The 19,690-nt window shown below is 56.7% G+C and carries 13 protein-coding genes; 9 read left to right on the forward strand and 4 right to left on the reverse strand.

What is annotated here, in order from left to right:
- Positions 1-14 precede the first annotated feature (14 nt).
- The 4 genes from N7D90_RS06120 (at position 15) to N7D90_RS06135 (ending at position 9,337) form a co-directional block, all read left to right on the forward strand.
- Positions 15-866, forward strand: a complete 852-nt coding sequence (locus N7D90_RS06120) for an ABC transporter permease (protein WP_261741326.1) — start codon at positions 15-17, stop codon at positions 864-866.
- A complete protein-coding gene (locus N7D90_RS06125; protein WP_261741327.1) occupies positions 863-1,693 on the forward strand; it encodes a glycine betaine/L-proline ABC transporter ATP-binding protein in 831 nt (276 codons plus the stop codon). Before N7D90_RS06120 ends, N7D90_RS06125 begins: the two co-directional genes overlap by 4 nt.
- Positions 1,694-1,814: 121 nt before the next feature.
- Entirely contained in the window at positions 1,815-6,482 is a 4,668-nt protein-coding gene (locus tag N7D90_RS06130) for a dermonecrotic toxin domain-containing protein (protein ID WP_261741328.1), read from the forward strand.
- 122 nt (positions 6,483-6,604) lie between these two features.
- Positions 6,605-9,337, forward strand: coding sequence for a dermonecrotic toxin domain-containing protein (locus tag N7D90_RS06135; protein ID WP_261741329.1), 2,733 nt, complete (start codon positions 6,605-6,607; stop codon positions 9,335-9,337).
- On the opposite strand, the gene N7D90_RS06140 is transcribed toward N7D90_RS06135, so the two are convergent.
- Positions 9,334-9,960 (reverse strand): alanyl-tRNA editing protein, encoded by a 627-nt coding sequence (locus N7D90_RS06140; protein WP_261741330.1) that lies wholly within the window; start codon positions 9,958-9,960, stop codon positions 9,334-9,336. The two genes, N7D90_RS06135 and N7D90_RS06140, sit on opposite strands and share 4 nt — an antisense overlap.
- 87 nt (positions 9,961-10,047) lie before the next feature.
- Here N7D90_RS06140 and N7D90_RS06145 point away from each other — a divergent pair, with 87 nt between their 5' ends.
- Positions 10,048-10,992, forward strand: coding sequence for a LysR family transcriptional regulator (locus N7D90_RS06145; protein WP_261741331.1), 945 nt, complete (start codon positions 10,048-10,050; stop codon positions 10,990-10,992).
- Between the two features lie 118 nt (positions 10,993-11,110).
- On the opposite strand, the gene N7D90_RS06150 is transcribed toward N7D90_RS06145, so the two are convergent.
- Both N7D90_RS06150 and N7D90_RS06155 read right to left on the reverse strand, forming a co-directional pair.
- Positions 11,111-11,527: a PA2817 family protein gene (locus tag N7D90_RS06150; protein WP_261741332.1), complete on the reverse strand. Its 417-nt coding sequence runs from the start codon at positions 11,525-11,527 to the stop codon at positions 11,111-11,113.
- Between the two features lie 63 nt (positions 11,528-11,590).
- Positions 11,591-14,038 carry an acyl-CoA dehydrogenase gene (locus tag N7D90_RS06155; RefSeq protein WP_261741333.1) on the reverse strand — a complete coding sequence of 816 codons (2,448 nt, stop codon included), beginning with the start codon at positions 14,036-14,038 and terminating at the stop codon, positions 11,591-11,593.
- Positions 14,039-14,189: 151 nt separating this feature from the next.
- On the opposite strand from N7D90_RS06155, the gene N7D90_RS06160 reads away from it, so the two are divergent.
- The 3 genes from N7D90_RS06160 (at position 14,190) to N7D90_RS06170 (ending at position 16,658) form a co-directional block, all read left to right on the forward strand.
- Positions 14,190-14,816, forward strand: coding sequence for a glutathione S-transferase family protein (locus N7D90_RS06160; protein WP_261741334.1), 627 nt, complete (start codon positions 14,190-14,192; stop codon positions 14,814-14,816).
- Positions 14,817-14,949: 133 nt separating this feature from the next.
- Complete coding sequence (locus tag N7D90_RS06165; RefSeq protein WP_261741335.1) at positions 14,950-15,882, forward strand: ABC transporter ATP-binding protein; 933 nt, start codon at positions 14,950-14,952, stop codon at positions 15,880-15,882.
- A complete protein-coding gene (locus N7D90_RS06170) occupies positions 15,879-16,658 on the forward strand; it encodes an ABC transporter permease (protein ID WP_261741336.1) in 780 nt (259 codons plus the stop codon). Before N7D90_RS06165 ends, N7D90_RS06170 begins: the two co-directional genes overlap by 4 nt.
- 140 nt (positions 16,659-16,798) lie before the next feature.
- Here N7D90_RS06170 and N7D90_RS06175 read toward each other — a convergent pair whose 3' ends face one another.
- Positions 16,799-17,314, reverse strand: coding sequence for a DUF2062 domain-containing protein (locus N7D90_RS06175; protein ID WP_261741337.1), 516 nt, complete (start codon positions 17,312-17,314; stop codon positions 16,799-16,801).
- A 145-nt stretch (positions 17,315-17,459) separates the two neighbouring features.
- Here N7D90_RS06175 and N7D90_RS06180 point away from each other — a divergent pair, with 145 nt between their 5' ends.
- The gene (locus N7D90_RS06180) at positions 17,460-19,664 is read left to right on the forward strand and encodes a DNA internalization-related competence protein ComEC/Rec2 (RefSeq protein ID WP_261741338.1); all 2,205 of its coding nucleotides are present in this window, start codon (positions 17,460-17,462) and stop codon (positions 19,662-19,664) included.
- Positions 19,665-19,690 lie beyond the last annotated feature (26 nt).

Below are 19,690 nucleotides of genomic sequence, written 5' to 3' on the forward strand. Positions count from 1 at the left end.
AACACGAGCACGGCATGTTTCCTGACAATCTGACGTTTTCCATCGCTGGATGGGTCAATGACGGGGTCGATGCGCTGGTCAGCAACTACGGCGATGTGTTCCGGCACATCTCCGAAACGCTGCTGTGGGCCATCATCAATCTCGAGCATCTGCTACGCATAACGCCCTGGTGGCTGATGCTGGCCATCGTTGGCGCGATTACCTGGCATGCCACGCGTAAAATTCTCGGCACGCTGTTGATTGTCGGTCTGCTGTTTCTGGTGGGCGCGGTTGGTCTGTGGGACAAGTTGATGCAAACCCTGGCGCTGATGATGGTGGCCACGGTTATTTCGGTATTGCTGGGGATCCCTCTGGGAATCCTGGCTGCACGTAGCAACCGCCTGCGTTCTGTATTGATACCGCTGCTGGATATCATGCAGACCATGCCCAGCTTCGTATACCTGATTCCGGTGCTGATGCTGTTTGGTCTGGGCAAGGTTCCGGCAATCTTCGCCACGGTGATTTATGCCGTACCGCCGCTGATCCGTCTGACCGATCTGGGCTTGCGTCAGGTTGACCGTGAAGTGATGGAGGCGATCAACGCCTTTGGGGCCAACCCTTGGCAGCAGTTGTTTGGCGTGCAATTGCCATTGGCCATGCCCAGCATCATGGCCGGTATCAACCAGACCACCATGATGGCATTGTCGATGGTAGTGATCGCTTCGATGATCGGTGCCCGAGGCCTGGGCGAGGATGTGCTGGTGGGCATTCAAACCCTCAACGTTGGCAAAGGGCTGGAAGCCGGATTGGCTATCGTCATTCTGGCAGTGGTCATTGACCGTATAACCCAAGCGTATGGCCGACCTCGGCATGGAGGCCAACAATGAGTGAAGTGGCGATCAACAAGATCGAAGTACGTAACGTGTTCAAGGTGTTCGGCAACCGCGAGAAGGAGGTGCTGGCACTGATCCGGGATGGCAAGAGCAAGGATGAGGTGTTGGCCAGAACCGGATGTGTGATTGGTATCAACGATCTGTCGCTGTCGATTCGCGCCGGTGAAGTGTTTGTCATCATGGGCCTGTCCGGTTCGGGGAAATCCACGCTGGTCAGGCATTTGAACCGTTTGATCGACCCTACCAGCGGCCAGATTCTGGTGGATGGAGAGAATATTCTTGAGTACGACATGCCTGCCTTGCGCCATTTTCGGCGACACAAAATCAGCATGGTGTTTCAAAATTTCGGCCTGCTACCCCATCGCAACGTCTTGGAAAACGTCGCTTATGGCCTCAAGGTGCGGGGCGAAACCCAGGCCCGGTGCGATGAGCGGGCGCGACACTGGGTGTCAGTTGTAGGGCTACAAGGCTATGAACAGGCCTTTATTCACCAGCTGTCGGGTGGTATGCGCCAGCGCGTCGGGCTGGCGCGGGCACTAGCGACTGACACCGATATCATCCTGATGGATGAAGCCTTCAGTGCTCTTGACCCATTGATTCGGGCCGAGATGCAGGATCAATTGCTGGCGCTGCAACGCACGCTGCAAAAGACCATCGTTTTTATCACCCATGATCTGGACGAGGCGCTGCGCATCGGCAATCGCATCGCCATCCTAAAGGACGGGCAACTGGTTCAGGTGGGCACCGCACAGGACATTCTGCTGACGCCTGCCGATGACTATGTCGATCGTTTTGTTCAGCGTCGTCGCGTCAGCGCTTAGCGCCATATATCCGGCTACTACCTTGCAGGTCGCTGCATTGCGTTGAATCGCGAGATCAGGTTTGGCAGACACATTCGTTAAAAGCCAGGCCGCCTCTTGTGATTCAAACAATGGATTGGCCATGAAAACACTCTCTTCAACGCCTGACTTGATTGCCCGCTACTCGCTGCTGGGCAGTTTTGCCGAGCATGACTTTGCTCTACGCCCCACCTTTCAAGGCGTGATTGCCCAGCTCTTCAAGAGCCTGCTGCAAGATCAGTATCCGAACCTTGATACTGGCAGTGCGGTGCTCTGGATAGCCGAGCCGCTTGCGAACCAACCCCGTGGTTTTCGGTTTATGGCACTGGCTGACGTGCTGATGCAAAGCTATATCGATGCCACACCCGTAAGCCTGATAAAGGGCTTTCATCGCTTGACCACTGACTTGACAGTGCTGGCCCCGCAGCCCTTGCCGGTTGATCTGGAGCAGGTGCAAAAACTGGTCAATGACTGCGCGCCGTTGGTGGTTGATGTCTATCAGCAGGCGTTGGCACAGTTCTGGAGCGAAGCCAATCCCCTGTCCATCAGCCCGTTTCAATGGTTGCAGGAGGTCCTGCAGGTGGGGCTGCACGTAACCATCCCATTGTTGGACTTGCCTAATGAACAGTCGGCAGCATTAGCCGTCGCAGCACATTTCCCCTATAAAACGGCCCGCTCGAAAATGGCCGAAGAAACCCCGTTGCATACCTGGCTGGTCAATATTCAGTGTGTCCAGGCAACGGAGACACTGAATTTCCAGTTGCCCGGAACGGTTTTGATTACGCGGCAAATGTCAGATCGCCTGTTGATCCTCAGTTACTCGCTGAGCCGCGGAGTCGAGGTGTTTGACTCAATGCAGCAGTTTGCTGGCGTCTTGAGCCGACGCTTGCAAGGGACACTCATGGGGCCGTCATTTACCTGGTCGTTGCAAGAGCCGGACGGAAATCTCTTTACCGGCCTGGCACTGACGCTGCTGGATGAACAATTGCGGCACTTGGCCCAGTTAGGGCAAACCGCTCAGGAGCAGCTCTGGAGTGTAGGGCGACTGGAACAAGCGCTGGATGCTGCGGGAGGAATGTTTGGGTTTTTCAGCCAGCAAGAGCGCTCCGAGTTCGAACGGGTGATGTCCAAACTACCGCTGTGGCTCCAGCAGGCTACGGGCCAGGAGCAATTGGCTTACAGCAAGCTGATGGCCGCTCAAGCGAACGGGCAAATGCAGAGCCGGGGCCAAACTTTTCTGGACGACATTGCATTATTGCCGCAATACGCCGTTCAGACGCTTGCCACGCGGATTCAGCGGGACCAGCCGCATTCAACGCTGGATGTATCGAAAGTCGAGATCCATGACGTGTCGATCGAAAACCTGCAATTGGGGTTACTGACGGAAGAGGTCATCCCACTGACTGAGTTTGCGCTGAAATACATCGGCGGCAAACCGGCGGGGCTGATGACCGTGAGTATTCAAGGGGGGCAGCCCGTACCTGTCTGGTTGACCTCGCGTTACGTAAAAGGCCTGCTGGAAGAGCTTGATATTGGCAGCCAGTACATCGCATTGCTCAAACGCCTGCTGATTGATGATCGGGTTGAATCGGCGCGGCGTCAGGTGTTGTACAAGCGCCAGTTGAGTACTCAATTACCCATGCTTGCGCTGGAAAAAAAGATCAGAGGGCAGGCTGGTTTCACGGATAACGGCTGGCAGATGCTTGATCACCTGCTCAATTTTGATCCGGCATCGCTATGCGTCAGGCCATTGGGTTTTCACGCCTACGAGGGGGCCGGGGTGGATTATGTCGCGAACATGTTTGTATTCGGATCGCGCGACATCCAGTTTGGCCCCTTTGTGCTTTATCGACCCTTTGCCGCTGATGCGTTGCTGGAGTTCCCGACGTGGGCTGCATTGATGGCGGCCATCAAGCAGCCCGGTGAATTGCAAGAACTGGTGCTGGCCTGGCTTGATGATGAAGCGCGCGGTTTTTACGCCGATGGTGGTTTTGAACGGCCACACCTGGAAAGCGTAATTCTGGAAGGGGCTTTGGCGTTCTTACCGCGCAGTGCGGCCACCCTAAGTACTCAATACGTAGTAGGCGATATTTTCGAAGCACTGTTCCAGGCAAATGCCGAAGCCCTGATCACCCTGTCAGACAGGCAGACCGTGTCACGCTCAGAGCGTCGCTGGGTTTTGCTCAAGCGTTATGCATGGGATGTGTTTAACGGTTTGACGTTTTTTGTCAGCGGCCCCCTGCAAAAAGCTGCCTGGCTCTTTCAAACCCTGATCAGTCTTCACAGTGGCTTACAGGCCCGCATAGACGGTGATAAAGAAGCCGCGAGGCAAACAATCATTGATCTGTTGCTCAATATCAGTCTGACGTTACTGCATGAGGGGCTGCGATTTAAAGCCCAGGCCAATGATGGGTTGCGCCGCAAAGCTCCCATTGATGAGCCGATGTTCACCTTGAGCGAGGATGAAAAGCCCGCGACAGTAGCGGCCCCGGAAGCCGCTCCTCTGAGGCAGAGAAAGGTATCCGAGTTTGAGGACCTCGACCGTTTTTCAACGTTGGACTTCTCCTGGTTCGGGCCTTCGCTACAGCTGACCGATAGCCAGCGCATCCATCTGGAGACGTTTGTGGCGGACGTTGATCTGAGCCGCGAAACACCCATGCAAACGGGGCCCTTGAGAGGCGTGATCCAGCATCAGGGCAAGTCCTTTATACGACTGGACGGCAAGGCCTACCGCGTCACTCGCCAGGCAGACAGTCTGGTGCTGCAGGATAATTTACAGCCGCAAAGGCTCGGGCCGCCTCTTAGGCAGGACGCCTCGGGACAGTGGGTCCTTGATCTGCGATTGGGGTTGCGTGGTGGCGGGCCGAAAAAGCGTATTCAAGCGTTGCGTGATGATAAAAACCTGAAGCTGGCGGCACTCTTCGAGGAGGAGTCGCGTTTACTGGCTGACCTTAAAAAGCGCGACTCGGTGCTGGTGCTCACCGAAGAACTGCTCAAAAACAATCCTGACCGGCAAGGGCCACTGCTTGAGCGTCTTGAAACCGAAATCGGCTTGTGGCGAAAAGGGATGCTGGAACTTATAAGGATCAACACCAAATGCAATAAAATATTTCCTGTTGCCGCCTATGAACAGCGAGTCCAGGAAACGTGGATACAGTTGGTGATGAAACTGTTCATGTTGCAGAATTTTCTGGAGGAAGCACTGCGGGCATTACCTGTTACCAATGACCGGCGCACCTATATCCCGGAACTGATTGAGCTGGTGGAGGATATAAAATCGGGATCGAGCGTCGCTTATGAGCAATGGGTGACGAAATTAAAAGATGCACAGCAGATTGAAGCACGGTTGTTTAAAAATTCGGTCTACGAAAGTGCGGCGATTACCGAAATCCTGAAACGGCCTTTACCAAAAGACAGTGCGCTGAAGAGTATTAGCGATGTCTACCGGCGCCAGTACTTTGATCGTCACTGGGGAGCGGTGTATCTGGCAACTCTGAGTGAGCTGTTGATACGGCGTGATGCGACTGATCTGATGCCTGAAGAGCAGTTTGCCTTCGATATGTTTGGGCAAGGAACGCTGGCAGAAACTGCCTGGTCTCAGATACACATGCGCTTTTATGACGTCCTGTACAGCAATGAGCATCTGGATTTTTTTGACAATGCCATCCAGCAATACAACTCGGCCGAGGGGGTTTGCCGCAACTTGATGGAGCTGGGTTCAGAGCATTTTCGCAATGAGTATTTGATCGATACCATGAGCGTGATTCGGCATCTGCGAGATTTTGCAGAGTTCCAAATGGAATCACTGATTCGCGAGTCTGAAAGCTCGTCCTCGGAGCAGGATGAGCCTCGGCCAGGACCAAGTCGGTTGGCTGGCGCACCGAGCAGCACTGCCAGGTTGCCGAACCCGCGGCAGAAGATCATAAAAACCACGCGAAAACAGACGTTGGTCGGTATCAAGCGCGAACCGGTCTCTGATGCTGACAGCGAAATTGTCGATGTCAGCGAAGGTATTGATGGTCTGAATTTCCGCTCTTATCGCCAGGTCGAAAGCGGCGAATGGGAGGAGTTTGGCAGTACCCGGCCGCCGATCCTGCAGGTCTCTCACAGCAAAAACCTGGTTAAACTTGAAGCCGATGCGCGGATGTTGCTGGGGCGTTTCACCCGCGCGATTCTGGATAACCGGGAGAGCGCCGCCACCTCGAGAATCCCGGTGGAAATCGAGGAAATCCTGGTCTACAAGGCTGAGTCCATGGAGGACGTGGCCAATCAGATCGAGCAAATAGTCATGGCCACTCCAGTCGAGAGCGAGTCGTTGACCGATGAGCGCAGAACTGTGGTACTGGCGCTGAGTGCCGAGCTTAAGTCCAGCGCTGTACAGTTGCGTAATGAAGGCAGAAGCCTGCGTATTCAGATCATCAAGCGACTGCCACCGACGGGGCCGAACGTCGAATATTTGCACACTCAAGGGGATGTCACGGTCTCCCGGGCTGGGCCGAGGCGGCATTTAGCCAAAGGCCAGCGCAAGGATTATCTCCAGGAGTACGCCATCAACGACAAGGACGGCAAGGCGTTATGGTTTGCCCACTTCCATTACGCAGAGTCGCAAACCCCTGCCGAAAACTTTGAAGTGGCGCATCTGAAAACGGCCGAGCAGCGTACCTGGAGTGAGCAAGGGCTCTACGCCAAAGCCAGGACCGCGCATGAATACATCCAGGTGTACCGCGCGAAGCTGGACAAGGCCCTGGCCCTACGGTTGTTTTTGTCTTAAGCCAAATATCCTGTTACCACCTTTGAAAAATGTTCATTGGATTTAATCACCGGCAAAGGTTTGGCCTGGGCGTTCAAGTTCGGGCCCGACCGCTCTGTGATGACTAACGCAATGGACAGCCCATGAACACACACTCGTCAACGCCCGACCTGATGCCGCGCGATCTTGGCATAAGCAGTTTTGCCGCCCGGACATTTGCGCCGCACCCCAGCTTTCAAGGCGTAATCGCTCAACTGTTCAAAGAGCAGTGGCTAGAGAAATACCCTTCCAGGGATGTGCACGTCGGCCAGCTCAAGCTGGTTGAACCCATCCCTTATCCGGATCTTTTCGAGACCGAATCTGCCAGCCTTTCCCCCCGTTTTCGATATATGCCCGTCGTGGATGTGATGATTCAGGGCTATATCGACGCACAGCCGCTTCGCCTGATACAGGGCGTCCACTATCTGGTCGCCGATGATGATGTCGAAGACCTGTACCTGCTGAGCGTGGACATGGCGCAAGTGCAGGTAATGATCAACGACTGTGCTGCGTTGTTGATTACAGCGTATCAACACGCACTGGCCCGGTATTGGAGCGAGAACAGTGCAGGCAACATCAGCCCGGTTGAGTGGTTGAAGCGGGCCTTGCAGGCGGGTGTGAGCAGCTTCGTGCCCAATTCAGCCTGGGGATCGGCACTCTCGAATGAACAGGCTGCTGCCCTGGCCGTGGTGGTTAGCTTTCCCGACAAGGCCGAGCGTCTACAAGTCAGCGCTGAAACCCCTTTGCATGCTTATCTGGTCGCTGTTGAAAGCACTCCAAACAACCTTTCCGGCTTTGTTCAACTGCCAGGCATGATGCTGGTGACGCGACAAATGACAGATCGATTGCTGATCTTGAGTTATTCGCAAGACAAAGGGGTTGAGCTGTACGACACCTTGCAGTCGTTCGGGGCTTCCTTGAGCCAGTATGTGCAAGGTGTGAGTGCAGGGGGCGTGTTTGACTGGAGCTTGTACGAGCCGGAAGGTCATTTTTTTACCGCCCTGGCTCTGAGCCTATTGGATAAAAAGCTTCAAGACATTGGCGCCACAGGCCCAAGAGCCCAGGCTGAACGCTGGAGCGTGGAGCGCTTGGTACTGACTCTCGATGATGCCTGTTCTGTATTCCCTTTTTTCAGCCCGGCGCAGCGGCTTTACTACGACCACATCATGTCCCGGTTGCCCTTGTGGTTGAAGCAAGCCAGCGCGCTGGACCTGTTGGCTTACAGCAAGCTGATGATCAAGCAAGTCATTTGGCACTCGCAGACCAAAGGGCAAACGTTTCTGGAGGGCATTGTTGCGTTGCCTGTTTTTGCTGAGCAGTTGCTTGCGGCCCGTATCAAGGCGCAATACCCACAATCTGCAGTGGATGTAGCGCAGATCACTGTCCAGGAAGTGATCATTGAAAACCTTGCATTGGGGCAGGTTGCCCAAACAGCCATGCCTTTGACCGAGTTTGCACTGGCGTATATCGGTGGCAAACCTTCAGCGCTGATGAATGTTGCGGATCGGGAGAGTGAGGTTTTGCCGGGCTGGTTGAGCGTGGATTACGTCAAAAACCTGGTGGATGAACTGGATATTGGCACTCGTTACATCGAACTGCTCAAACAAAAGCTGATCGAGGACACCACCGAGTCAACCGGCCGATTGGCCCTGTATAAAACCCAGATGAGCATTCAATTGCCCATGCTCGCACTGGAGAAAAAGATCAAGGGCGAGTGCGGATTTACCGAGGCTGGTTGGCGAATGCTGCAGCGCATGCTTCGCCCGGACGCGCAGTTGTCCACGTATTTGCGCAAATTTGCTGAAGTCCAATTGGCCATGGTGATTCGCGACTCTGAAAGCTCATCCTCAGAACTGGATGAACCGAGGCCGGGGCCCAGCCGGCTGATGAAGCCGGTGCGCAGTAAGGTCGCGGCTGGCAAGTCGCGGCAAAAGTTCTTCAAGACCACCGATAACACAACCTTGGTCGGAACTATACGAGAGCCTGCTGCAGGTGCCACTGACGAAATAGTCGATGTGGGTGAAGAGGCGGAGGGTGGTAGACGTCAGCCCTTGACCTCCTATCGCCGTCTTGAAAGGGGAGAGTGGGTGACGATCAGCGCCACCAAAACACCTCAACCGATCCCGGTATTGATCTCTCAAAGTAAAAATCTGTCGAGGTTGATGATCGACGGTAGGGCTTTGCTGGCGCGAGTGGATGGCGCGATCCTGGAGAACAGGGCGCGGGCAGTGGCCTCAAAAATACCGATCGAACTTGAAGAAATCATGGAGTTCAAGGCGCGTTCGCTGGAAGACATTGCTCAGAAAATTGATCAAGTGGTGGCCACCGACAGTGCGGAATTTACCGCGTTGGAGCAGGAGGACAAGACCGCAACGCCGACGTTGAGCCACGAACTCAAGGCCAGCGCCCTCCGTTTACGGGCGGAAGGACGAGCATTGCGGATCAGTCTGATTAAAAAACTGCCGCCCACCGGTACCGGTGTTGAATACCTCAAGGCTCAGGGGGAGGTGAGTATCGCGGCTGAAGGGCCACGTCAGCATCTGTTCAAGGGACCACGCAAGGACTACCTGCAAGAGTTCAGCATCAAGGATCGTGATGGCAGCCCATTATGGTTTGCTCATGTTCACTACAAGGCTCAGGGCTCTGCGGTGAATGATTTTGAGGTGGCGCATCTGAAATTTGCCGATCAGCGTTTTTTGAGTGAGAAGGCCCTGTATGCCAAGGCCAGGAACCCTGACGACTACATCGCGGTATATCGAGCGAACATGGACCGCGATTTGGTTAATCGGGTTTTCTTTGCCGTACTCAAGGACGTTCAGCCAACGGAAAGCCCTTAATCGAGATGGTAGCGAACCGAGAGCACGCCTTTTTTTAGGGTCACGGACAGCACACTGACAGCCTGTAATTCACCCAGCGAGCGCACATGGGTACCGCCGCACGGATACCCCGGCAAGTCGCCAAAGCTGATGGCTCTTTGCTGGGAGTCGAGGTTCAGCTGACGCGGCAAGTCTGCACTGATCCAGCGTTCAAGTTGTTGCTCGATGGCTAGCGCTTCCAACGGTTGAGCGTCATCGCCGGGGGTGAAGCTGACACGGCATTCGCCTGGCCAGTGATGTGCCTTGGTCGGCAGCCAACCGGCCTGTTCCCCCACCACACCAATCAAGTGCCCGGCGCTGTGCAGCCGAGCGTTGAGGTGGCGGCGGGGGGCGTCCACCTGCGCACGGGCCGGGCCAAGTGCTACGACCTGTTTGACGTAATGCACGATGGCGTCTTGCTCTTGCAGCACTTTGACCACTTCACTGTAACCGATATGGCCCAGGTCGCATGGCTGCCCGCCGCCTTGAGGATGAAAAGGGGTGGCTTGCACGGTGACGGCAAATCCGTCTTCGTGGGGGGTGCAACTGATCACGTTGATATCGGCAATCAGTGCATCGTCGGTAAAAAACAGGCGTTGGGTCATTGCGGTTTCCTGGTCGGTTTCTTTTTTTAGTATAGAGTTGCGCCTCAATTGTGATAATCCGCCTAAATTTCAATGGACCTGTGCGCTGTGAGCATAAATCTACCTGTGTCGTTACTGGCCGAAATGGTGATGTTTGTGAAGGTGGTCGAGGCCGGTAGCTTCTCCGAAGTGGCGCGTCAGCTAGGGACTTCGCCCTCGGCGGTCAGTCGTAGTGTTTCCCGTCTGGAGAAAGCCCTGGCGATCCGTTTGCTACAACGCACCACGCGTAAATTACGCCTGAGCGATGAGGGTGAAGAGGTCTTCAAACGCTGCTGTGAGGTGGCGGGGGCTGCGCAGTCAGTGATGGACCTCAGTGGGCGTTTTACCCAGAGTGCCGAAGGCCTGATTAGGGTCAGCGTGCCCAAGGCGGTGGGGCGGTATGTGATTCACCCGCATATGCCCGAGTTTTTGCGGTGCTACCCAAAAGTCGATGTGCAATTGATTCTGGAAGACCGCTATGTCGACCTGATTGATGACAACGTTGACTTGAGTATTCGTATTACCGACCAGCCGCCGCCAGGGCTGGTGGGGCGTCAGTTGTTCCCGATCGAGCATGTGTTGTGTGCCACGCCCTCTTACCTGGCAGAACACGGGGTGCCGACGCAGCCTGAAGACTTGCGCGGGCACAGCTGTATTTATCTGGGGGAAACACCAGCCGATGCGCGATGGAAATTCAAACAGGGCGCCAGAACGGTTACCGTTGGAGTGCGCGGGCGTTATGCGGCCAACCACACCGGGGTGCGACTGGATGCGGTATTGCAACACATAGGGATTGGAAGCTTGCCGTATTTCACGGCGCGCCAGGCGCTGGAACAAGGGCAGGTCGTGCAAGTGTTGCCCGAGTGGAGCTTTATTGCTTCCTACCACGGCGGAGCATGGTTGCTGCATGCCCCTTCGCGTTACCTGCCGCCAAAAATGCGGGTGTTTATCGATTTTCTGGTGGAGCGACTGGCGCAGGAACCAACCCTGGAAATTTGGCGTTCGCGGGTGTAGCCGCTGAGGAGCGCAGCCTTCGTGCCTCGGCAGCGGCTACAGGGCTTTCGATTTTTGGCAGTAGCAAAAAAAAGCCCGCCAGGTAAACCGGGCGGGCTTTGAATATTCAGTAGGGCAATCAGTGCTTCGGGCTGTCTTCAGACACAGGCATCGCCATCAGCTGTTTTTCCTGATTCCAGTCGAACGGTTCATCGTTCTGTTCAGCTTCGTGACGACGCTCTTCCAGCGCCTCATACATGTCCAGCTCCTCATCCGACAGGAAGTTGAAGCAGGCGCCGCCGAAGTACCACAGCAGGTCACGCGGGACGAGGTGGGCGATCTGTGGGTAGCGTTCGATAACCTGGCACATGATGTCCTGGCCCAGATACTGGCTGTTGATCGGGTCAACCGGCAGCGAACTGCGCATATCGTCAAAGCGTTCCAGAAACAACGCGTGGCTTTCCTCAGGGATCTGCTCAGCGTCACCGACAGCAACCAGAATGCTGCGCAGAATGTCGAGCAAGACGAGGTTGTGGTTCAGATCGTTGGTGGCCATTGCGGGTGTCCTCTAGAGCAAAACGGGCGCCGGAGTATAAAGCCCCCGGCGCCGGTTGTCCTGTTAGCGAATCTTTCCTTCGCTGTGGCTCAGTTCCTCCTTGGAGAAGTCATCCACATCAATCACCTTGCGACGCGCGGCTTCTGCGGTGCGCAACGTCTGGGCTTCAGCCGGTTGCAACACCCCGGCTTGCAGCGCCGCATCGATGGACGGTTCTCCTGCCGCCGGTTTGACCTGACCGCTTTTCAGCGCATCGTGGAGTTTTTTGTGCAGCGGGCGCGCCTCGTTGAGCAGGTCGCAGGCATGCTGCAGAGCACCCACGGCGTCATCCGGCGATTGCGGGCGATAGCAACCCGCGAGCACCGCCTCAAGGGTTGGATCACCTTTGGCACGCCCCAGTACCGCAGCGACTTCAGCATCCAGTGCGTCTGAAGGCCCGGTATGGCGTCGGCCAAACGGAAACACCACACCGCGCAGTAAAAAGCCCAGAGCGCGGCTTGGGAAGTTTTTCAGCAGTTCATCCAGTGCGCGCTCGGCATGCCCCAGGCTTTCCTCCATGGCCCATTTGAACAGCGGGTCGAGGTGTGCAGGTGAGTCGAGGTCGTGATAACGCTTGAGCGCAGCGCTGGCCAAGTACATATGGCTCAGCACATCACCCAGCCGCGCCGACAAACGCTCGCGGCGTTTCAACTCGCCGCCCAGCAGCATCATGCTCAAGTCGGCGAGCAGTGCAAAAGCGGCAGCCTGACGGTTCAGTGCGCGGAAATAACCCTGGCTCAAGGCGTTGCCCGGTACATGCTCAAAACGACCAAGGCCCAGGTTCAAGACAAAGGTGCTGGCTTTGTTGCTGATCGCAAAACCGATGTGCTTGAGCAGCAGGGCGTCAAATTCCAGCAAGGCCTGATCTTTGTCTTCGCGCGCCGCCAGGGCCATTTCTTTCAACACAAAGGGGTGACAACGGATGGCGCCCTGACCAAAAATCATCAGGTTGCGCGACAGAATGTTCGCGCCTTCCACGGTGATAAAGATCGGCGCGCCCTGCCAGTTGCGGCCCAGGTAGTTGTTGGGCCCCATGATGATGCCCTTGCCACCGTGAACATCCATTGCGTGGCTGATGCATTCGCGGCCGCGCTCGGTGAGGTGGTACTTGAGAATCGCCGACAGTACCGAAGGTTTTTCGCCAAGATCCACCGCGTTGGCGGTGAGCATGCGTGCGCTATCCATCAGCCAAGCGTTGCCGCCAATGCGCGCCAAGGCTTCCTGGATACCTTCGAAAGCGGCCAGTGGCACATTGAATTGCTCGCGCACCTGAGCGTATTGCCCGGTTACCAGACTGGTGAACTTGGCGGCGCCGGTGCCCACCGCAGGCAGTGAAATAGAGCGCCCGACCGACAGGCAATTCATCAGCATCATCCAGCCTTTGCCGAGCATTTCCTGGCCGCCGATCAAGTAGTCCAGCGGGATAAACACATCTTTGCCCGAGTTCGGGCCATTCATGAACGCTGCGCCCAAAGGCAAATGGCGACGGCCAATCTCAACCCCGGGGGTATCGATGGGGATCAAGGCCAGGCTGATGCCCAAGTCTTCCTTGTCGCCCAGCAGGTGCTCCGGGTCGTGGGCCTTGAACGCCAGCCCAAGCAGGGTCGCGACCGGGCCGAGGGTGATGTAGCGTTTTTCCCAGTTCAGGCGCAGGCCGATGACTTCTTCGCCTTGCCACTGGCCTTTGCAAATAATCCCGGTGTCGGGCATTGCCCCGGCATCGGAGCCTGCCAGCGGGCCGGTCAGGGCAAAGCAAGGGATGTCATCGCCACGGGCCAGGCGCGGCAGGTAATGGTTGCGTTGCTCGTCGGTGCCGTAATGCAGCAACAGTTCGGCCGGGCCCAGGGAGTTGGGCACCATCACGGTGGAAGCAAGGTCGCCGCTACGAGTGGCCAGCTTCATCGCGACCTGGGAGTGGGCGTAGGCCGAGAAGCCCTTGCCGCCGTAGGCTTTTGGGATAATCAAGGCAAAGAAGCCATGTTCCTTGATATGCGCCCAGGCGTGCGGTGGTAAATCCATGGCCTGACCGATTTCCCAGTCGCTGACCATCGCACACAGCTCTTCAGTGGGGCCATCGATAAAGGCTTGTTCTTCTTCGGTGAGCTGGGCCTTGGGGTAGGCCAACAGCTGGTTCCAGTCGGGGCGGCCGCTAAACAGCTGGCCATCCCACCAGACTGTGCCGGCGTCTATCGCATCGCGCTCGGTTTGCGACATCGGCGGCAGGGTTTTTTGAAACCAGTTGAATAACGGGGCGGTAAACAGTTTGCGCCGCAAGTCTGGTAACAGCAGCAGAGCGGTGGGCGCTGCCAGCAACAGCCAAAGGATCGCCAGCAACCACCCCGGCACATGGCCGATAACACCCATCGCTAGCAAATACACTGCGACCACGGCAATGGTCGTCAGGGGGGCGATGCGGCGATGCGCCATATAGGCGATGCCAACAATCAAAACCAATATCCACAACAACAGCATATTCAATCCTCCATGAAACCAGGGGCGTGCACCCTTGTGAGCTTAGTCGCAACTTTCGATCAGGGTCGTAAGGATAGTGACCATGCGTTGGAGACGGAGTTCGTCATCCCGGCGTAGACTCCTTCGGCGTCTATCAATCAGGAGCCAGATCATGCTGAAAGTGTGGGGTCGCAAGAATTCGTCGAACGTTCGAAAAGCATTGTGGTGTGTCGAAGAGTTGGCGTTGCCGTATAGCCGGGTAGAGGCGGGCGGTGCATTTGGCGTCGTCAACAGCCCTGAGTATCGGGCGTTGAACCCTAATGGCCAGGTGCCGGTGATCGAGGAAGACGACGGTTTTGTGCTGTGGGAATCGAACACCATTGTGCGTTATCTCGCGGCCCGATACGGGGCGGACACGTCCTGGTACCCGACCGATGCCCGTGTCCGGGCTCAGGCTGACAAGTGGATGGACTGGACCAGCACCTCGTTTGCCGGGGTTTTTCGCACGGTGTTCTGGGGTGTCTTGCGCACGCCTGCCGAGCAGCAGGACTGGGTGGCCATTAACGCTGCGATTAATGCCTGCGCTGAGTTGCTGGCTATTGCGGATCGGGCTCTGGCGGAAAAACCCTACTTGTCCGGTGATGAAATCGGCATGGGCGATATCCCGCTGGGCTCTTTCATTTATGCCTGGTTTGAAATGCCCATCGAACGCCCGGCCCTGCCGCATTTGGCTGCCTGGTATGAGCGCCTGAAGCTGCGTCCGGCCTACAGAAATGCAGTGATGACCGCGTTGACTTAATAGCCACTATTAATACGGGCGACTGTACTTGTGCGGCGAGGCCAAGCACCATACGGCCTTGTCGGACTTGCCCTACAGGCTGTTCGCCCTTATTTATACCTCCCCCTTTCCCCATCTTGGTGCGTAATCCGATATGAGTTCCGCTCTGTCCATACGGCAGCTAACCAAAACCTACGGCAACGGTTTCCAGGCCCTGAGTGGTATCGATCTGGATGTTGCCGAAGGTGACTTTTTTGCCTTGCTCGGGCCTAACGGTGCCGGCAAATCCACCACCATCGGCATTCTCTCGACCCTGGTAAACAAAACCGGCGGTACGGTGAATATCTTTGGCCATGACCTTGATCGTAATCCGGCCGCGCTTAAACGCTCGATTGGCGTGGTGCCGCAAGAGTTCAACTTCAACCAGTTTGAAAAGACGTTTGATATCGTTGTGACCCAGGCGGGTTACTACGGCATCCCGGCGAAAGTCGCCAAGGAACGTGCCGAAAAGTACCTGACGCAATTGGGGCTTTGGGATAAGCGTGATACGCCTTCACGCTCATTGTCCGGCGGCATGAAGCGCCGTTTGATGATTGCACGGGCGCTGGTGCACGAGCCACGTCTGTTGATTCTCGATGAGCCCACTGCTGGCGTGGACATTGAGCTGCGTCGCTCGATGTGGAGCTTCCTCACGGAGCTGAACGAGCAGGGCACCACCATCATCCTCACCACGCATTACCTGGAAGAGGCTGAGCAGTTGTGCCGCAATATCGGGATCATCGATCACGGCATCATTGTTGAAAACACCAGCATGCGCCAACTGCTGGGCCAGTTGCATGTCGAGACCTTTTTGCTCGACTTGAAATACCCCCAGCATGCGACTCCGCAGTTGATCGGCTATCCGAGTCAATTGCTCGACGCCACTACGCTGGAAGTGCAAGTCGACAAAGCCGTGGGTATTACCGGCCTGTTCACTCAGCTGGCAGCGCAAAGCATCGAAGTGGTGAGCCTGCGCAATAAAACCAATCGCCTTGAGGAGTTGTTCGTGTCGTTGGTCGAAAAAAACCTGGCAAAGGTGGCGATATGAGCTCGGAGCTGCGCCCCAACCTGATTGCGTTGAACACCATTGTTTACCGCGAAGTTCGACGCTTTATGCGGATCTGGCCACAAACCCTGCTGCCGCCAGCGATTACCATGGTTCTGTACTTTGTGATCTTCGGTAATCTGATCGGTCGGCAAATCGGTGATATGGGTGGTTTCACCTATATGGAGTACATCGTACCGGGCCTGATCATGATGTCGGTGATCACTAACTCCTACGGCAACGTGGTGTCGAGCTTCTTTGGCGCCAAGTTCCAGCGTTCGATTGAAGAGCTGATGGTTTCGCCGGTTTCGCCCCACACCATTCTGATCGGCTTCACTGTCGGCGGCATTTTGCGCGGGTTGATCGTGGGTTTGATCGTGACCCTGCTGTCGCTGTTCTTCACTCACCTGCAAGTGCATCACCTGGGCCTGACCATTGTGGTCGTGGTGCTGACGGCGACGATCTTCTCGTTGCTGGGGTTTATCAACGCCGTATTTGCACGTAACTTCGACGATATTTCAATTATCCCGACCTTCGTGCTGACACCGCTGACGTACCTGGGTGGGGTGTTTTATTCGATCACGTTGCTGCCGCCATTCTGGCAGAGCGTGTCACTGGCCAACCCGGTGCTGCATATGGTCAACGCATTCCGTTACGGCATTCTGGGCGTTTCGGACATCAAGATCAGCGTAGCGCTGACCTTTATGGTGGTCGCAACGATCGTGCTGTACTTGGGCTGCGCCAAGCTGCTGGTCAGCGGCCGCGGGATGCGTCAGTAGCTCTTGTAGCCGCTGACGAGGTATGAGGCTGCGAAAAGGGCCAGAATGTCAGGGCGCGCTGCGCAGCCAATCGCTGCCTCGCTGCGCTCCTCAGCGGCTGCAGGTCAGACCATAAGAAAGGCCCCTTTTCGGGGCCTTTTCTATTGGCGCTGGTTTTTGCGGCTTTTCCACTTTCGGCTGACCCACCAGCGCCAATAGAGCATGGTCAGGCAGTAGGCCAGAGTCCCGAGCACCACGCCGCAAACTACAGAGCCCAGTAAAAATGGCTGCCATACGGTTGAAAGTTGGCCGCTGATCCACTCCCAGGTCAATTCATCAGGCAGGGCGCGTGCAGGCACATTCATCAGCCAGGCGCCCATCTTATAGGTGCAATAAAACACCGGCGGCATGGTGATCGGATTGGTCAGCCATACCAGCCCTACAGATATCGGCATATTGCTGCGCACGTTTATCGCCAGGAAGGCGGCCAGCAGCATTTGAAACGGCATAGGGATAAAAGCGGCAAAGATCCCTACTGCCATCGCTCGGGCCACGGAGTGACGATTGAGGTGCCAGAGGTTGGGGTCATGCAGCAAGGTGCCCAAAAATCGTAAGGACTTGTGTTCCCTGATCAGGGCCGGATCTGGCATGAAACGTTTGATTAAACGCCGTGGCATGGGCCTCTCCCTAGGTCAAGGGGGCAGTATGCCCAAATTCGACAGGATGCCTATTCAGACTTTGTGACAATTTCTTAAGCGCGCGTCCCCGATTCCAACTAATCCGAGTCAAAGGGATAAGTTGAGTATAGGCATGTACACAGGGATGTTTGCGCTCGCATCGGGCCTGATTGCGCTGCGGTTTTTACCCGCGTTGCCCTCAGCGGGCTGGTTGCTGCTGATGCTGTTGGCGGGGCTATTGCTCTTGGTCTCGCGCGCCTGGCAGGTGGGGCTTTTTGTGCTTGGGTTGAGCTGGGCCTGTGTTCAGGGGCAACGGGCGCTGGATGACCGCCTGGCGGATTCACTCGATGGTCGCACCCTCTGGATTGAAGGGCGAGTGGTCGGGTTGCCGCAACACACTGGCGGCTCAGTACGTTTTGAATTGCAGGGCGCCATGTCGCGCCACGGTACATTGCCCACGACCATCAGGTTGAGCTGGTATGGCGGGCCGCCCGTCAACAGTGGCGAACGTTGGCGGCTGGCGGTCAAGCTCAAGAAGCCCAGGGGTTTGATTAACCCCCAGGGTTTTGATTATCAGGCCTGGTTGCTGGCGCAACGGATTGGTGCGACAGGTGTGGTCAAGGATGGCCGGTTACTGATGGCCGCCAGTCATGCCTGGCGTGACGGTTTGCGCCAGCGCCTGTTGCAGATCGATGCCAATGGTCGAACGCCTTGGCTGGCGGCACTGGTCATGGGCGACAGTTCGGGGCTGAGCCGTGACGACTGGGCGCTGCTGCAAGCGACCGGCACGGTGCATTTACTGGTGATCTCGGGGCAGCATATCGGGCTGTTTGCCGGGTTGATCTATGGGTTGATAGCCCTGATGGCGCGTTATGGTGTGTGGCCACGGGTTTTGCCGTGGCTGCCCTGGGCCTGCGGTCTGGCGTTTGCGGGGGCTACTGGGTATGGCGCACTGGCGGGCTTTGAAGTGCCGGTGCAGCGCGCCTGCGTGATGCTGGGGCTGGTGCTGATATGGCGTTTGCGGTTTCGTCATCTGGGCGTGTGGCTGCCTTTTCTGTTGGCCCTCAATGCGGTGTTGCTCGTGGAGCCGCTGGCAAGTTTGAGGCCGGGCTTGTGGTTGTCGTTTGCAGCCGTTGCAGTGCTGATTTTTACCTTCAGTGCGCGTTTGGGGGCATGGAGCTGGCGGGCTGCATGGTTGCGACCGCAGGGGCTGATTGCTCTGGGCTTGTTTCCGCTGCTGTGGATCCTCGGTTTGCCCATCAGCCTGACCGGGCCGCTGGCTAATTTAATGGCCGTACCCTGGATCAGTCTGGTGGTGCTACCGACAGCGCTGCTGGGTACGTTGCTACTACCTGTGCCCGTGCTGGGTGAAAATCTGCTGTGGCTGTCGGGCGGCTTGCTCGACGTATTGATTCAAGGGCTGCACCTGCTGGGCGGTGTTTTTAATCCCTGGTCGCCTGCAGTCGCGCCGATTTACATTTGGCTGCTGACAGCCCTTGGAGTCCTGCTCCTGCTGCTGCCTGCCGGGGTAGCACTCCGGCCGTTGGGTTGGCCGTTGGTCCTGTTGGCGGTATTTGCGCCCCGTGAGCAGATCCCCCATGGCCAGGTCGAGGTACTGCAACTGGATGTCGGGCAGGGGCTGGCGCTGGTCTTGCGCACCCGTAATCACACGCTGTTATATGACGCAGGCCCGAAGGTCCGGAATTTCGATCAGGGCGAGCGGGTCGTGGTCCCTGCGTTGCGTTCATTGGGGGTTGGGGCATTGGATGTGATGCTGCTCAGCCACGCCGACGCGGATCATGCGGGCGGTGCGTTGGCGGTGCAGCGAGCATTCAGTGTGGGCCGGGTGCTCGGGGGTGATGTGCCAGGGCTGCCAGAGCAATTGCAGGCGCAGCCGTGCGTCAGTGGGGAAGGCTGGGAGTGGGATGGCGTCAAGTTTTCGCTCTGGCAGTGGGCTGATGCGACTGACAGCAACCAGAAATCCTGTGTGCTGCAGGTGCTGGCAGGTACTGAGCGGCTGCTGCTGACGGGCGATATCGACGCCCGCGCCGAGCACGCCCTGCTGAAAAGCTCGCTGGCTGTTCCTACCCGCTGGTTGCAATCGCCACACCACGGCAGCAAGACCTCGTCGTCGATGGCTTTTCTCAAGGCGCTGGCGCCGCAAGCAGTGCTGATTTCCCGGGGGCATGCTAATAACTTTGGTCACCCCCATCCGCACGTGATGGCCCGTTACCAGGCGCTGGGGTTGCAGGTGTGGGACAGCGCCGAGCAAGGTGCGGTGTGGTTTCGTTTGGGAGCGAACGGCAAGGCCGAGAGCATGCGCGACCAGCGCCGGTTCTGGCGCGATTGATAGTGTCCCTGTGGTAGAGTGGCGCA

It is taken from the genome of Pseudomonas fragi, from assembly GCF_025426255.1.
GTDB lineage: Bacteria > Pseudomonadota > Gammaproteobacteria > Pseudomonadales > Pseudomonadaceae > Aquipseudomonas > Aquipseudomonas kulmbachensis.

Excerpts from the sequence above, each read along its gene's own strand:
- N7D90_RS06130 (WP_261741328.1), top strand. The coding sequence starts at position 1,815 with ATGAAAACACTCTCTTCAACGCCTGACTTGATTGCCCGCTACTCGCTG.
- N7D90_RS06135 (WP_261741329.1), top strand. The coding sequence starts at position 6,605 with ATGAACACACACTCGTCAACGCCCGACCTGATGCCGCGCGATCTTGGC.
- N7D90_RS06150 (WP_261741332.1), bottom strand. The coding sequence starts at position 11,527 with ATGGCCACCAACGATCTGAACCACAACCTCGTCTTGCTCGACATTCTG.
- N7D90_RS06180 (WP_261741338.1), top strand. The coding sequence starts at position 17,460 with ATGTTTGCGCTCGCATCGGGCCTGATTGCGCTGCGGTTTTTACCCGCG.
- N7D90_RS06155 (WP_261741333.1), bottom strand. The coding sequence starts at position 14,038 with ATGCTGTTGTTGTGGATATTGGTTTTGATTGTTGGCATCGCCTATATG.
- N7D90_RS06120 (WP_261741326.1), top strand. The coding sequence starts at position 15 with ATGTTTCCTGACAATCTGACGTTTTCCATCGCTGGATGGGTCAATGAC.
- N7D90_RS06125 (WP_261741327.1), top strand. The coding sequence starts at position 863 with ATGAGTGAAGTGGCGATCAACAAGATCGAAGTACGTAACGTGTTCAAG.
- N7D90_RS06175 (WP_261741337.1), bottom strand. The coding sequence starts at position 17,314 with ATGCCACGGCGTTTAATCAAACGTTTCATGCCAGATCCGGCCCTGATC.
- N7D90_RS06165 (WP_261741335.1), top strand. The coding sequence starts at position 14,950 with ATGAGTTCCGCTCTGTCCATACGGCAGCTAACCAAAACCTACGGCAAC.
- N7D90_RS06160 (WP_261741334.1), top strand. The coding sequence starts at position 14,190 with ATGCTGAAAGTGTGGGGTCGCAAGAATTCGTCGAACGTTCGAAAAGCA.
- N7D90_RS06170 (WP_261741336.1), top strand. The coding sequence starts at position 15,879 with ATGAGCTCGGAGCTGCGCCCCAACCTGATTGCGTTGAACACCATTGTT.
- N7D90_RS06140 (WP_261741330.1), bottom strand. The coding sequence starts at position 9,960 with ATGACCCAACGCCTGTTTTTTACCGACGATGCACTGATTGCCGATATC.